The following is a 14,291-nucleotide window of genomic DNA, read 5'->3' as shown; positions in this document are numbered from 1 at the left end:
GGCCCCGCCAGCCTGGGTCACTTGGAACGGACCCGCAGATGCAGTCCGAAGACCAGATCGGTTTCATCCAGACGATAGGCGGGATCCAACTCGGGTCCGCAGCTGTTCGAGCCTACTCCGCTTGTGGCATAGTCCAGGCAGAGCACGGTCGAGCCGCATTCCTCCAGCTCATGGTCGTGCCCCTTGGCGGTCAGCTCCTCCTGTGTGTAGGGGGAGCAGTTGAAGCTGATCGGACCATCCCCCGCCGCCTGCAACAGTGAGCGGTCATCCTCCACCAGGACGTAGTCGCAACCATAATGGGAGCCGTTCTCCTGGGGACGCAGGTAGTGCTCGACCATACCCTGCGCGGTGTCATGGAAAACGCCATAGTGGCTGGCACGGTGCATGTCCCGGTAGCTCTCGTAGGGCCCATAGCCGCAGTAGGTGATCCGCTGCAGGCTCTTGGGCAGGAAGAGTCGCAGGCCGAACCTGGGCAGATAGGGGAACTCGGGATCCCGATGCAGCTCCATCTTCAGGTCCAGCCCACCCTGGTCACTCAGGGCCCAGGTGGCGAGGATGCTGCCCATGGGCTGAATGAAAGGTGCCACCAGGGACAGTTCAGCCTTGATGGTGGTCAACCCCCGTTCCTGATCGGTCTGCAGCTGGCAGGATAGGGCCCTGGTGCTGGCCCGGTCGTATTCGGCCTTGTGCCATTCCTCCTTGATGGTGGCATCATTATCCGTGGGCGCCCGCCAGAGGTTGACCTCCATAGGGGCGGTCAGCAGGGAACGGTTGTCGATGCACATGGATTCCACCATGCCGGTTCGGCGGTTGAAGACGTAGCGCCAGTCGGCCCCCTCCACATCGAAGCGGGCATCAGTCTGCCTGACCATCGGACGATGGGCGCCCCGGGATCCGCTGCCGGGATCGGCACTGATGACCCTGGCCACGCCGTTGGGACGTTCAGGCATTCCCATGTCCGCAGCCTCAAGCTGATCGAAGCCCAGTGGATGCCCCTGTGGAAGCACCGAATCGGCCTTGGCCAGGACATACTCCACCAGCAGGGTCAGACGGCCTTTCTCAGGAGGATTCATGGGTGGCAGACCCACGGTACCCTCGGCATGGGGGGCGATGTGCAGGCCGGTCCCCCGGTCAAGCTCCGGCGTCCCGGAGGCAACCGGCTCCCCGTCACACAGGAGGGTCCACTTCAGGCTCAGGTATTCGTCCAGGAAGGTGAAGTCCAGATAGTTGTGCAGGGTGAGCAGCCGGGTCTGGGGATCGTAGCCGACCAGACGGGCCGGACGGAATACGTTCTTGAACTCCTTGAGGCCTGTGTGGGGCCGTCGATCGGGGTAGACCAGGCCGTCCATGCAGAAGTTGGCATCGTTGGGGTACTCGCCGTGGTCGCCACCGTAGGCATAGATCCGACGGCCCTCGCGGTCCCTGCCCTGGTCGATGGCATGGTCGGCCCACTCCCAGATGCAGCCGCCCAGTAGCCCTGGATAGGCCTGAATGACCCGGAAATAGTCCTCCAAATCCCCGGGGCCCAGTCCCATGGCATGGCAGTACTCGCAGAGGAAGTAAGGCCGACGTCCTCCGTCTCCGTCATCCCCGTGGCTGCTGATGCCATGAGGACCCTTCGGCGTGAAGTAATCCTCGATTTGTTTGATGCTGGGATACATTCGCGAGGTGATGTCCAGATTGCTGTAGTCCAGATCCTTCCGGGGCGAGCCGTGGATGGCCGACTCGTAGTGGGTCAGACGGGAGGAGTCCCGGGACTTGGTCCAGGCCAGAGCCGCCTCGATGCCGCAGCCGTAGCCGCTTTCATTGCCCATGGACCAGATCAGAATCGAAGGATGGTTCTTGTCCCGCTCCACGCTGCGCTGGACCCGGTCGACAATGGCCTTGGTGAAGCGCGGCTCGTCGGCGATGCGACCATTCCAGTAATCGGGCTCCTTCCAGTCCGGACCGTGGTAGAGGGCCTCGATGCCGTGGGTCTCCAGGTCTGCCTCGGCGATCAGATAGAAGCCCAGCTGGTCGTAGAGGGCGTAATACTGGGGGCTGTTGGGGTAATGGGATGTGCGGATGGCGTTGACGTTGTGCTCTTTCATCAGGGTCAGGTCGCGCATGATCTGCCTCTGATCGATGGCGAAGCCGGTGCGCGGATCCCCGTCATGTCGGTTGACCCCGTGAATCTTGATGGGGCTGCCGTTGACCTTGACCACCTGGCCGTCCACGCTTATGGTGCGCAGGCCGATGTACTCGGTGATTACCTCGTCGGGGTACTCCCCCGGCAAGGGCCGAGCAGAATCGTCGGGTTCAGAAGCGCTGGCCCTGGTCGACAGAGTCAGCCGGTAGAGTTCAGGGTCCTCGGCATTCCAGAGGCGGGGATGGCTGACTTCCATGACAAATTGCTCAGGCTCCTTGCAACCTGTCAGCTCGGCCCGGGCCACCTCCACCCCATCGGGATCGGTCAGCAGAGCCTGCACGTCAAGAGCGGCATCGTCCTGGCCCGATACGCCGGCGGGATCCAAGTCCAGGGTCACCTTGGCATGACTCGTGTCCTCGTCCAGATCGGTGTGGACGAACCAGTCGCGCAGACGTGCCTTGGGCCGACGCAGGATGTAGACATCGCGGAAGATGCCACTCATGCGGAACTTGTCCTGGTCCTCCAGATAGCTGCCATCGCACCACTTGAGCACCAGGACGGCCAGCTGGTTGCGGCCCTGCCGCAGGTGGTCGGTCACATCGAACTCACTGGTGGCGTGCGAGACCTGGCTGTATCCGATCAGATCCCCGTTGACCCAGAGGTAGAAGCAGGAGTCCACCCCTTCGAAATTGAGCAGTGCACGAGGTGCCGAGGGATCAGGCTCGTAGTCGAAGGAGCGCAGGTAGATGCCGCAGGGATTGTCGGCCGGCACCCTGGGCGGATCGAAGGGGAAGGGATAACGCACGTTGGTGTATTGGGGGTTGTCATAGCCCTGGGTCTGCCAGACCCCTGGCACATGGATGGGTTGGTACACCCCTCGGCCCGCATCCCGGGAGGGGCTGTAGTCTGCTTCGAAAAAGACCGGATCCTTGGCCTCGTTGGCGGACTGAACCTCGGCGTCCAGCTGATCGATGCTTACGTAATAGCGAAAGTCCCAGTCTCCATCCAGATCCAGGTATCGGTCGGAGCGCTTGCGCAGGTCGCCACGCGTGTCCATGGGGGCGCCGGCCGGCATATAGTAGGCACGGTTGGGCTCGGTCCCCACATGCAGCGTGGCTGGATCCTCGTAATAACGTGGTATGAACATGACGACTCCATCCTCCTCGGTGGCATTGGCGGCAGACGTTTCACAGGCGTGACCGTTTACGCTCACATGCGACCATGATACCGGGGCCATGGCACAGAATTCCCGGCGCTTGTCACAGGTTTCATCGCAGAGGACGCGCCGTGCTCTCGCGAATGACCAGCTTGGGGGTCAGAATGCGGCGGTTGCCCCCCACCTGCTCCCCTCGGAAGATCTTCAGAAGCAGGTTGGCCACCTTGGTGCCGTAGAGCCCGGCATCACGATGGACTGATGTAATGGAAGGATAGGTGCTCTGACAGATAAAGCTGTCCTCGAAGCTGACCATGGCCGGCAGACCGAGATAGGCCGAAACAGGAGCTGCAGCCTTATTCTCAGGCCTCGGTACTGTTATGGAGGTCATCCTGCTTTCCAGCATCGCTCGTAGACTTGCTGCAGCCATGATCTCGTTCTCATAGATAAAAGCCGTATACGGATTCTTCCCCAAGGACAGACGAAGAGTCAGGGCCGCGGCCTTGTCCGGCGTAAAGTCCGTGAACTCCACCTTCGGCTCCCCCAGGTTTTTACGACGGACGAACTCCTTGAAGGAAGAGACACGGGCTTGGCTGTAGTCAAGATTTTCATCCCCCGACAAATAAGCGATCCGGGCATGCCCACGCGAGCTCAGATGGTTCATGATCGTCGTCATGGTTCTGGAATCGTCGATGGACAGCGAGGGCAGATAGTTGTCCGAGTCCGGACCTCCGGCCAAAACTGCGGGCAGGCCTAGATTATGCAGAAGCCGAGGCCTGGGATCATCGGAGAGAAGATCAACCAGGACCACCCCATCGACCCGCTTGCGCCTGGCCCAGTCCCGATAAGTGTCCAGCTCCTCGTCAAGCGTGGCGCAGGGGCGGAAGAGCAGGCCGTATCCCGACCTGCTCAGGGATGTATGGATGCCAGCCATGAAATGCAGCATGAATCCTTCGGTCTGGAAGGCATCCATGGACCTGGCCGGAGCGAAGCCCACCGTCATGGTCCTGGAACTGCCCAGGGCCTGGGCTGCATATACTGGTTTCCATCCCATCCTGGCAGCCGCTTCGCGAACCCTGCGCTTGGTCTGGATGGAGACTCCAGGCTTGTCATTGATGGCGAAGGAGACCGCTGTCTGGGATATCCCCAGTTCGTTGGCTATGTCCTTGAGGTTGACCCTGGCATCGTCCGTCCCCTTATGAACAGACGAGCCCGTTCTGGCTTCCGTTTCTCCGCCATCGGACTCGCCGTCCATGCGCCACCTCATATCAACCATCCTCGTCGACACCCGTGATCCGGCTCGGCCGACTCAGCAAATCAGACTGCCTGCCACACGCCTTGTGCGTATATGAATATCGACCTTTAACCCTAACTTAGACCCTCATCAGCACAAAACCTTGGTCAACAACCTCCTCTGAGGCCAAGGAGCTTGTTATCGCTCACATTCCAGCCTCAGACGAAGGCAGGAGCCGAATCCGGAAGCCGGGCATGCCGCGGTCAGGACTTATTCTGCAGAAGTGAGGGGTCGGATACAGCGCTATATGAGCTTCCACCAACAGGTTTGACGGCAATGCACTCACTGATCCCCCTGTCCCGCAGCCAGCTGCTGTCCGCCGCGTGCAGGGATGTGACCAGGGCCGGCCTAGCACCTTGGCGGCTGAGTTCCATCCACTTCTTGAAGATAGAACCGCCAGGCGCACAGGCGGATCTGAGCAAAGGATCATCATGCTCGTCCACATCCACCACGAGAGCCGTGGACCGGGTTTGAGAGACCACCTTGTCGGAGTAGTCCTTCACTGCCTGGGCGAAGGCCCTGCCTATGGGCTTGAGATGCTGCTCTTGGTCGAACAGACCCAGATGATGCTCAAAGGGAGGAAAATCACCGAATTGCAGGTCGACATCATGAGAACACCACCAGGTGATGCCGAACATATCGCTGCAATCGAGGGCATGCTCCACCGAAGACCTGCAAAAGTCAGCAGCCTGCCCTGCACCCATTACATTGAGCGGGGCACCGATCTCCTGCAGCCAAACCTGCCGATGGGGCTGACCGGCAAAGGCCTTCGACAGCTCCACCAGGTACTCGGCATGCCGCGTGCTCTCCTCGGCCAAGGGGCCGCACTCCTGGGCGGCGCCGTTGAAAACCCAGGAATGAATGCAGGTCATGTCTCCGATGTTGGACGCATATCGCGGAAGAAAGGCGTGTCCATCCTGATACCAGGTCGCATCGTTTTCGCAATGCAGAAGCACGCGGCCCTCCTGGGCCGCCCTCTGCTTCAATGGGGTCAACAGCTGCAACAGCCAGCCCTCGGCCTCCTTGGAGGTGGAGGGCATTCGACGCGGATGGACACGGTCAGTGAACTGGTTGCATTCGTTCCCAATGGTCAGACCGCGGAAATGCGGCAGATCCGCCAAGGCTTCATAGACCGAAGCGACCAGACGGGCCTGCGCCTGGACAGCGTCCGTATCCGTGAACATGTTGGTTTCGTGCCATGAGACCAGCCAGGCGGGCACAAAGTCAAAGCTGGACATGTGCCCTTGAATCACATCCGAATAGACATCCAACCCTCGTTCATCCGCCAGGGCGGCCATATGCCTCAGGTCGTCCAGGGCGGCATCGTTGATCCAGGTCCTGTTGGGCTGGAGCAGCGTCCACAGCGGAAAGATGCGGATATGATCCAGCCCAAGGGAGGCGATGTCGTCCAGGTCTTTGGCGACAGCATCCCAATCCGGATGCAGCCAGAAATAGAACCAATTGTGGGAGGGGGTGTAATTGACTCCAAATTTCATAATGATGCTATTCCTTGATGCCACCCTGTTCCAGACCACGGAAGAAGTAGCGTTGGAAGCAGGCGAAGAAGACCAGGATCGGTATCAGGGAGACCAGGGCCCCCGCTGCTATCAATCTGGGATCCGAAATGAACATGCCCTTGAGTCGGTTCATGCCCAGAGTGAGCGTGTAGTTTGACTCGTCGGAGATGACGATAAGGGGCCAGAGGAAATCATTCCAGGCGCCCACGAAGGCGAAGATGCCGACGACGGTCATGGTGCCTTTGACCTGAGGCACACAGATCCGGTAGAAGCGCTGCCAAAGATTGGCGCCGTCCACCTCGGCCGCCTCCTCAAGCTCATCCGGAATGCCCTTGAAGGCATTGGTCATCAGCAGAATATTGACGGCGCCCACCATGCCTGGCAGGGCGACGGCCAATAGGGTGTTCTGCAGACCGACGCTTCTGACGATCAGGAACTGGGAGATGACCACACCCTCGACGGGGATGACCATGGTGCCCATGAAAATCGTGAAGAGCAGGTTGCGCCCGCGCCACTTGAGTCGACCCAGCGCATATCCGGCCATGGTCGAGAAGATGACATTGCCACCGATGGAAAGAACGGCGACGATCACCGTGTTCAGCATGTACCGGAAGACCGGAACCTGTCTGAAGACGGATATGTAATTGTTCCAAGTGGGGGTCTTCGGGATGATGTAGGGCGGAACCGCATAGACATTGTCGCCCTTGCCCTTGAAGGAGAGCGACAGCTCCCAGACGAAGGGCCCCACCAGCAGGAAGAAGACCAGTATGAGCACAAGGTACTGAATGACCTTGCCAACAGTGACTTTGGAGTGACCGCTTTTCATGAGTCCTCTCCCCGCTTCTGGATGATCTGCTGCAGGACCAGCATGGCTCCGACCACAACCAGGACGATCAGCGACAGAGCACTGGCATAGCCCGTCCTGGCCTGGATGCCTGTGCCCTCCTTCTGAATGAGCATGGACATGGTGATGTCCTCGCCACCGGGTCCGGCCGTGCCGTTGGTGAGCACGTAGATCTCGTTGAACACACGGAAGGCCGCGATGGTGGACAGCATCATGATCAGCACGATGGTGGATCTCACTCCTGGGATGGTGACATACAGGAATTGCCTTACCGGGCCTGCCCCATCCAGCGAGGCTGCCTCGTACAGGGAGGCGTCAATGTTGGCCAGGGCGGTCAGGTAGATGACCATGTAGTATCCCAGGCCCAGCCAGATGGTGACGAACATGGAAGTGAACAGTATCAGCCAGCGATCGCTGAGAAATGGGATCGGGCTGTGGATGATGTGCAGGGACTCCAGAACCGAGTTGACCAGCCCCTTCGGGTCAAGCAGATTGGTCCAGATCATTCCCACCACCACTGCCGACATGACAACGGGAGTGTAGAAGGAGGTTCTGAAGAACCCCATGATCCTGGAGTTCCCCTTGACCAGGTTGGCCAGTATCAGGGGAAGAATCACCATAAAGGGGACCACGCAGACCACGTAGAGGGTGGAGTTGAGCAACGCGGTCCAGAAGTAGTCGTCATGCACGATCTTTACGAAGTTCTGAATGTTTATGAACTTGCCCGGTCGCAGCAGTGTGGAATCGGTAAATGCCAGGCGACAGGTATTCAGCGCAGCGAGGATGACGAAGATGAAGACGATGGCAAAGGCCGGGAAAACAAACAGGTAAGGGGCCAGGGTAGTGGTCCAGTGGATTCCCCTGCCGCCGTGGACCCCGGCCTGGGGCCCGCCGTGCCGGCCGAGGGCAGAAGCCTTCGGCCGGATGGCGGAAGAGTCGGTGTGGCTCATAGTTACTGCAGCTTCTCGTTGGCGTACTTGACGGCCTTGTCCAAGGACTCCTTGGCTGTCTGCTTGCCCTGCAGGGCCAGGGCGGCCTGCTGCTGCAGGTAGTCCTTGCCATTGGCATCGGTGAACTCGGCAGGACGGCTTGAGTACCCGTTCTTTACGGAGTTCAGAGTGATCTTCAAGGCCTTGCCCTGAACATCGCTGGTGTCGATGTTGGCGTAATAGGGATCATCAAGGCCGCCCTTGCTGGAGGGGAAGGTGTTGGACTTCTTGGCGAACGACAGCTGGTTCTTGGCATTGGTCACATACTGGACGAAGTCCAGGGCGAGCGTCTTGTTCTTGGTCTGGGCGTTGACGGCCAGCATCTCATAGGCCAGGCTGGCGGACTTGCCCTGATCGCTGATCTTGGTGCCCACAGCCAGATGCTTGTACAGGTCAGGGGAGTTCTGCTTGAAATCCGCCGCCGAGTAGGCACTGCCGCCCATGGCCACGATGGAGCCCTTCTGGAAGAACTCGCCCTGCTGAGACCACTGTGCGCTCAGAGCCTCCGGCGGGATTCCCTTCTTGTTATACAGGTCGACGAAGCGCTGCAGGTGCTTGACGGCCTCGGGGGAATTGAAGACGTACTTGGTGTGGTCCTTGTTCATGATGGGGATGCCGGCCGATGCATAGTCATCGACGGAGCCGCCCAGCATGGTGGACATGTAGGCCCCGCAGCCGCTATTGACCATGGTGTCCGCCTGGGAGAAGTAGTCGTCCCAGGTCACAGGCAGCTTGTTGGGATCGAGTCCGCACTTCTGCATGAGCTCAGAATTGTAATAGGTCGGTCCATCGTTGACGTACCAAGGGAAGCCGTAGGCACCCTCCTCGATGTCCTTGCCCTTGAAGGTCACTGCATCCCAGGCATTCTTGTAATAGTTGTTTTGGGCCTTGGGAGCCTCCTTGCTGATGTTCATCAGGGCCCCGGCCTTGGCCAGGCCGTACATCAGAGAGGGACCGGCATCGATGATGTCGGGCAGGGAGTTGGCCGCAGCATCGGCGGACAGCTTCTGCTCATAGTTGTCCGATGGCTGGTCGACCCACTTGATGGTGGTGCCGGGATGTGACTTCTCGTAGGCTGAAATCAGATTTTTGAAGTACGGAGTGTACTTGTCGTTTTTCAGGTTCCAGGTCTGGAAGGAGATTTCGCCTGACGGCTTACCATCTTTTGACCCCCCTGAACTGCTGTTGCTTCCTCCGCACGCCGCCAACGAACCCGCCATGGCAGTCGCGCAGATCATTACTGCTACCTTCTTCAGTGCTCTCATCGGAGCTTCCTTTCCTTTTTTACTACTCACTTCTTTGTGGGGCTTCCGGCCGGTCCAAACCGACCAACGAACCGGCCGGACAAACACCCCTGCTCAGGCGACTCAGCGCCTGGAGAGTCTCAAGGTGGTGAACTGGAAGGGAACAAGATTCAGCAAGGCACCATCAGCTTGCTCACCCTGTGCGGAGCACAGACCCGGCCGCACGCCTTCGGGCACAGGTCCATCCTCCAGGGAGTTGGTCTCCCTCACGGTCGCCCCCTGCAGGACCGACCCAGTGCGCAGCCTGGCCTTGGAGGGCGAAGAATCCGGGTTGTAGACCCTGACAATCACATCGTCGCTGTCGTCATCAGCCGTCTTGATCCAGTCGATGACGGTGGTGCCCTGGATATCCTCGACAGCAGCCAGTGGCTCAACGGCAGGCAGTCCATGATGGAAGACCGGAGCGTTGAGGGCATAGGCTGCTTGCAGGATGTCAGCCTGGGTGTCCCCAGGGACAATTGACCAGGCAAAACTGTGCCTGCCCCTGTCGGTATGCGGATCAGGAAAGACCGGAGCGGACAGAAGGGTCAGTCTGACCAGGGTACCCGCCTCTTTGCCAGCCTTCTCGTCGTAGTGAATCGGTGTGGTGTCACCGCCGTATGTCGAAGCGTTGACCACGCCGACGGCAAGGCCGTCGTCGCTGATCCTGACGAATCGGTGCGTACAGCTCTCGAACTGGGCCTCTTCGGCAGCATTGTTCTTCTGAATGGGCCTGTCGATGAAGCCGTACTGGCACTCGAATTGTGCATACCTGGCCTGAACGGCGACGGGGATGTCCACCTTGAGCAGCTGCTCATCCTGATGCCAGTCAACATCAGCAGTGAAGTCCAACTGCCTGCTGCCAGGGGTCAGCCCGATTGTGGTCACGATTGTGGTCTCCCCATGCCGACGCGATACCCGAACACCGGAACCCAAGGCCTCCATGGCGACTGGGTCATCGACCGGAGAAGCAGTCAGCAGGGCATCGCGCTCCAGGTCCCATGCATCCCACATATAGGGCTCATCCTTGAAGAGCTCATATCCGCCAACCGATGAGCCCTGGGGGACCAGGTCCCTGCCAGAGGTCCTGTCAAGGATGGAATGGACCTCGCCATCCGAAGCGACGACGGCACGGATAAGACCATTATCCATGACGAATCCGTCACCCTCTTGACTGACTTGGACAGGCCGTATGCCTTCGGGCCCCTCCTGCGCCTGGACTGGCCCGACAGCCTTCCAAGCCGTCTGACCCTTGCCGTCCATGGGTATCAGCCTGGCATCGGACACCATGGGAGCCTCTGGCTGGGCGGAGGCTATGACGCGGGCAGCCTCGTCGCCGACCTGCTCCAGACGTGCTATGTCCCTACGGTAGTCTTCCCTGGCCAGCCTATGCACCCAGGAGATGGCGGAACCTGGAAGAATGTCATGGAACTGGTTGAGCAGAAGCGTGCGCCAGATTCCGTCCAGCTCCTGACGGGGGTACTCGTATGAGTCATCGACCAGGCCGGCGTAAGCGCACAGGTATTCGACCGTGCGCAGCATGGCTTCCTCCTGCCGGCAGCCCCGCTTCATATCCTGCTGGGAGGTCAGGGTCTTGCGGTGCAACTCCAGATAGAGCTCGCCCTTCCAGACGGGCATCTCCCGACCGGCACGCAGATGAATCTGCCTGCTGGATTCACGGAAGAAGTCCTCAGGAGCCTCATAACGTGCCCTGGCTACTCCCTCGACGTCACGCAACCGATCGTAGCGGCCCAACATCTCACGAGTGGTGCCGCCGCCGCCGTCACCGTAACCGCAAAGGACGATTGCTCTATCTGAGAGATCCTTGTCTTGATAGTTCTCTTCAGAATGATTGAGCTCCCTTGCCGTCATGCTGGATGCATACGTGTCCATGGGTGGGAAATGCGTAAAGATGGATGTGCCATCAATGCCTTGCCAGTCGAAAGTGTGATGTGGAAACTTGGTAGTGTCATTCCAGGAGATCTTCTGTGAGAGGAAGTAGCGCATCCCCGCACGACGGGCGATCTGGGGGAACTGACCTGTGTATCCGAAGCTGTCCGGCTCCCAGACCACGTCGGTGTCAACGCCAAGGTGCTCTCGATAGTAACGCTTGCCGTAGGAAAATTGCCTTGTCAATGATTCACCGGTAGGGAGCATGCCATCAGATTCCACCCACATCCCGCCCACCGGGATGAAGCGCCCTTCCTTGACTCGACGCAGCAGGCGGGAGAACAGGTCCGGGTGGTCGTCCTCCAGCCATGCATACTGTTGCGGCGAGCTCATCACATAGATGAAATCCGGATCGCGCTCCATTAGTGCCAGCATGTTGGAAACAGTACGCGCCACTTTTCGACGCGTTTCACGCTTAGGCCAGAGCCATGCCGAATCAATATGGGAATGGCCCACCACTGCGTGGTCCAAGCTGCTGGACACCGCAGGACGCCGAAGTTCCTCCGCCAGAGCCCCTCGCGCCTGAGGCAGACTGTCTGCATCGCCTTCCTGATAGTCATTGAGGGAGGTTTGCAAAGCCTTGCCCAACCGCCAGTAGCGGGGCTGTTTCTTGTTGCACTCCTTGATGATCTGGCTGACCGCCTCCAGATCCATTGCGTAGTTCCATATCTCCTGATCGAAGCGGCAGACATCCAGACGGGTCAGGATGTTGGACTCATCAGCCCGTCCTGTGGTTCCCTCCCCCAGCTGTGTCTTCGCGAAGGCCGGAACACCGAGAATAAGCGGATTGCAGGCTGCCTCCAGATAGAGGGTGAATGTACCGTCTGGCCCGATAAGAGAAGGCTCTTCATCAGTGGCCAACCCCTTCCAGTCCTTGCCGTCAAGAGGGATCCACTGGTTCTTCGGGTTGACCGCCTTGATAATGGAGCCGTCGGGGCGGTAGGCCTCTGCCTCGTAATGGCCGCCGGGAGAGTCGGGCTGCCATCCAAGGTCCACAATCAGTTCAAGCGGAGCCTCATCTCGATGGCTCTGGTCAATGCTTCCCTTGATCTCCATCCAGGTTGTTCCCCAAGTGGTCCCCCAGGATTCACCAAGATCCAAGGGCTCAAAAGGAATGTCCCCATTGTTCAGGCGGCGGAAGAAGTCCTGGGAGGAAATGGGCTCGCCAGGAATCCGGTAGACCCTGACTGCACAATGGCCGACCGTTCTATCGACATAGGGCAGCACCCGTTGCCTCATGACTCGATCACACCTGTCGAGTTCACGCTCCACCTTCAGCTGCATCCCGTAAACCTCCTTGTTTGTGCAGATTCCGCTTCAAAACTAAAGCGGTTTAGTAATATTATATCTCTTTTTTATCCAATGACCAACATCAGTTGTAAAGATGTTCTGGCCATCATGAGTCAGTGTGCCCAATCGCGTCGTCATCAAACGGCGGACCTGGCAGAAAATCCGACATCAGCTGCTATACGCCTCTTGTATCCCCATAGCCGTGCGCAAAATCAGATAACACAAATTGGCAAAGGAACCGCAAGTGCAAAAGAAAAACAGACAATCAGGAAAGCATCTTCCCCATGACAGCTTCGCCAAAATTAAATACCCCCATCTTGACTCCGACCACGCTGTCATTGCGCGCCGTCTTCAAGATGGGGGTATGGAAGGGTCAATCACATGAATCGATCTACAGACCTTTTACCGTGTAACCCTGTTCATTGCCATACTTAACCAGGTCCTTCTGGAAGGTCTTCAACGCATCCTCGAAACGGACCGAGCCCTCATAGGCCTTGCCAATCGAATCATTCACGATTGAATTGGCGTAGACCTGATAGGGCAGGAACTGCCAGCCAGACCGAATATCCTTGGAGCTCTGATTAAAGACCTTGTTGACCTGTTGGCCGCCGAAGTAGTCGGCTTTCTCCTCCAGGAAGTCCTGAGCATTCAAATCCTTGACTGTGCTGGGGAAGCCTCCTGAAGCCGTGGCCAGCTCAATGGATTCTCGTGAGTTGTTCAACCACTTGACGAAACCAGCAGCCAATGCGGGATTCTTCGTCTTTGCATATACGGCCTGAGACGAACCGCCGTAATTGGCCGAGGCCGGTTTCCCGTCATATGTAGGCATGGGAGCCACTCTCCAGTCCCCGGCACTTTCCTTTACCGAGGTCTGCAGGGTGTTGCGAAGCCACGAGGCTGAAATGATGGATGCCATCTTCCCCTTGTTTGCAGCCTGGTACCACTCCGTGCCCTGATTGGCCACTGTAGTGATCAGATGCTCTCCAATCAGCTTGTCCCAGACGGCAGCCCACCGCTTGGCGCCGGGGTCACTCAAATTGATGGTTACATTCGATCCAGAGACCTTGAAGGCATGGCTGCCGGCCTGCCAAAGCAGGGAGGCCACCAAATTGCCTTGACCCGAGTCGCTCGTGATATGGACGCTTGGATCCTTCTGTTGCATGATCTCGCCGTCCTTGACGAACTCATCCCAGGTTTTTGGCGGCTCACTGATGCCGAACGAGTCAAAGACCTTCTTGTTGTAATAGAGAACCATCGGACCGGTATCCTGAGGAAGTCCGTAGACCTTGCCTCCAACGCTCACCGAGCTCCATGCGGACGCCGCGTATTGATTCTTGAGCGAGGCAAAGCCATAAGGTGCCAGATCCAACAGGTTACCCGGAGTATAGAACTGAGACAGGGCCTGATACTCGATCTGCATGATGTCGGGTACATTGGACCCCGACTTTATGGCGTTCATCATCTTGGTATATGCCGCTGCCCCGCTGCCAGGGTTGACGACCTTGACATGAACCTTGGGGTAATGCTTCTCGAAGGCCTTGACCTGGGTATCAGCGGACGATGTCCAGGTCCAATAGACCAGATCGCCTCCTTTCTCAAGCGCCTGTTCCACGTCATTTGCATGACCGCTCTGGGTTGTTGAAGAGCCACCTCCGCAGGCGCTCAACAAAGTTGTCGCAAAAGCCGCCACCGTGGCGACAGTGGCGAATTTCGTCATTCTGCTGTGTTTCATCACCAATCTCCTTTGATTTGACATGCCGACGAATCGACGATGCCTACTTATCCCCGTCTCTTCTGCAACCTCCAAGACGAGGGACTTTCTCCATGACCTCCTTGTCACATC

The 14,291-nt window shown here is 58.5% G+C and carries 8 protein-coding genes; all 8 read right to left on the bottom strand.

Annotated elements, in window-relative coordinates:
* Positions 1-17: 17 nt before the first annotated feature.
* Positions 18-3,275 (bottom strand): glycoside hydrolase family 2 TIM barrel-domain containing protein, encoded by a 3,258-nt coding sequence (locus H3T88_RS05285; protein WP_198203927.1) that lies wholly within the window; start codon positions 3,273-3,275, stop codon positions 18-20.
* 121 nt (positions 3,276-3,396) lie between these two features.
* Entirely contained in the window at positions 3,397-4,548 is a 1,152-nt protein-coding gene (locus H3T88_RS05280) for a LacI family DNA-binding transcriptional regulator (protein WP_232347147.1), read from the bottom strand.
* A 230-nt stretch (positions 4,549-4,778) separates the two neighbouring features.
* On the bottom strand, positions 4,779-6,071 hold the full coding sequence (locus tag H3T88_RS05275) for a glycoside hydrolase 5 family protein (protein WP_198203810.1): 1,293 nt from the start codon (positions 6,069-6,071) through the stop codon (positions 4,779-4,781).
* Positions 6,072-6,078: 7 nt separating this feature from the next.
* Positions 6,079-6,918, bottom strand: coding sequence for a carbohydrate ABC transporter permease (locus H3T88_RS05270; protein WP_015021592.1), 840 nt, complete (start codon positions 6,916-6,918; stop codon positions 6,079-6,081).
* Positions 6,915-7,886, bottom strand: coding sequence for a carbohydrate ABC transporter permease (locus H3T88_RS05265; protein WP_198203809.1), 972 nt, complete (start codon positions 7,884-7,886; stop codon positions 6,915-6,917). Before H3T88_RS05265 ends, H3T88_RS05270 begins: the two co-directional genes overlap by 4 nt.
* 2 nt (positions 7,887-7,888) lie before the next feature.
* Entirely contained in the window at positions 7,889-9,190 is a 1,302-nt protein-coding gene (locus H3T88_RS05260; protein WP_015021590.1) for an ABC transporter substrate-binding protein, read from the bottom strand.
* Positions 9,191-9,292: 102 nt separating this feature from the next.
* Complete coding sequence (locus H3T88_RS05255; RefSeq protein WP_198203808.1) at positions 9,293-12,442, bottom strand: alpha-mannosidase; 3,150 nt, start codon at positions 12,440-12,442, stop codon at positions 9,293-9,295.
* A 397-nt stretch (positions 12,443-12,839) separates the two neighbouring features.
* A complete protein-coding gene (locus H3T88_RS05250; protein WP_198203807.1) occupies positions 12,840-14,180 on the bottom strand; it encodes an ABC transporter substrate-binding protein in 1,341 nt (446 codons plus the stop codon).
* Positions 14,181-14,291: the final 111 nt, after the last annotated feature.

The sequence above is a fragment of the Bifidobacterium sp. W8110 genome, assembly GCF_016101375.1.
Classification (GTDB): domain Bacteria; phylum Actinomycetota; class Actinomycetes; order Actinomycetales; family Bifidobacteriaceae; genus Bombiscardovia; species Bombiscardovia asteroides.
The sequence above is the reverse complement of the archived record's forward strand: the minus strand, read 5'-3'. Positions and strand labels throughout refer to the sequence as shown.

Coding starts and splice junctions, on each gene's coding strand:
- H3T88_RS05270 (WP_015021592.1), bottom strand. CDS start 6,918: ATGAAAAGCGGTCACTCCAAAGTCACTGTTGGCAAGGTCATTCAGTAC.
- H3T88_RS05260 (WP_015021590.1), bottom strand. CDS start 9,190: ATGAGAGCACTGAAGAAGGTAGCAGTAATGATCTGCGCGACTGCCATG.
- H3T88_RS05265 (WP_198203809.1), bottom strand. CDS start 7,886: ATGAGCCACACCGACTCTTCCGCCATCCGGCCGAAGGCTTCTGCCCTC.
- H3T88_RS05275 (WP_198203810.1), bottom strand. CDS start 6,071: ATGAAATTTGGAGTCAATTACACCCCCTCCCACAATTGGTTCTATTTC.
- H3T88_RS05285 (WP_198203927.1), bottom strand. CDS start 3,275: ATGTTCATACCACGTTATTACGAGGATCCAGCCACGCTGCATGTGGGG.
- H3T88_RS05280 (WP_232347147.1), bottom strand. CDS start 4,548: ATGAGGTGGCGCATGGACGGCGAGTCCGATGGCGGAGAAACGGAAGCC.
- H3T88_RS05255 (WP_198203808.1), bottom strand. CDS start 12,442: ATGCAGCTGAAGGTGGAGCGTGAACTCGACAGGTGTGATCGAGTCATG.
- H3T88_RS05250 (WP_198203807.1), bottom strand. CDS start 14,180: ATGAAACACAGCAGAATGACGAAATTCGCCACTGTCGCCACGGTGGCG.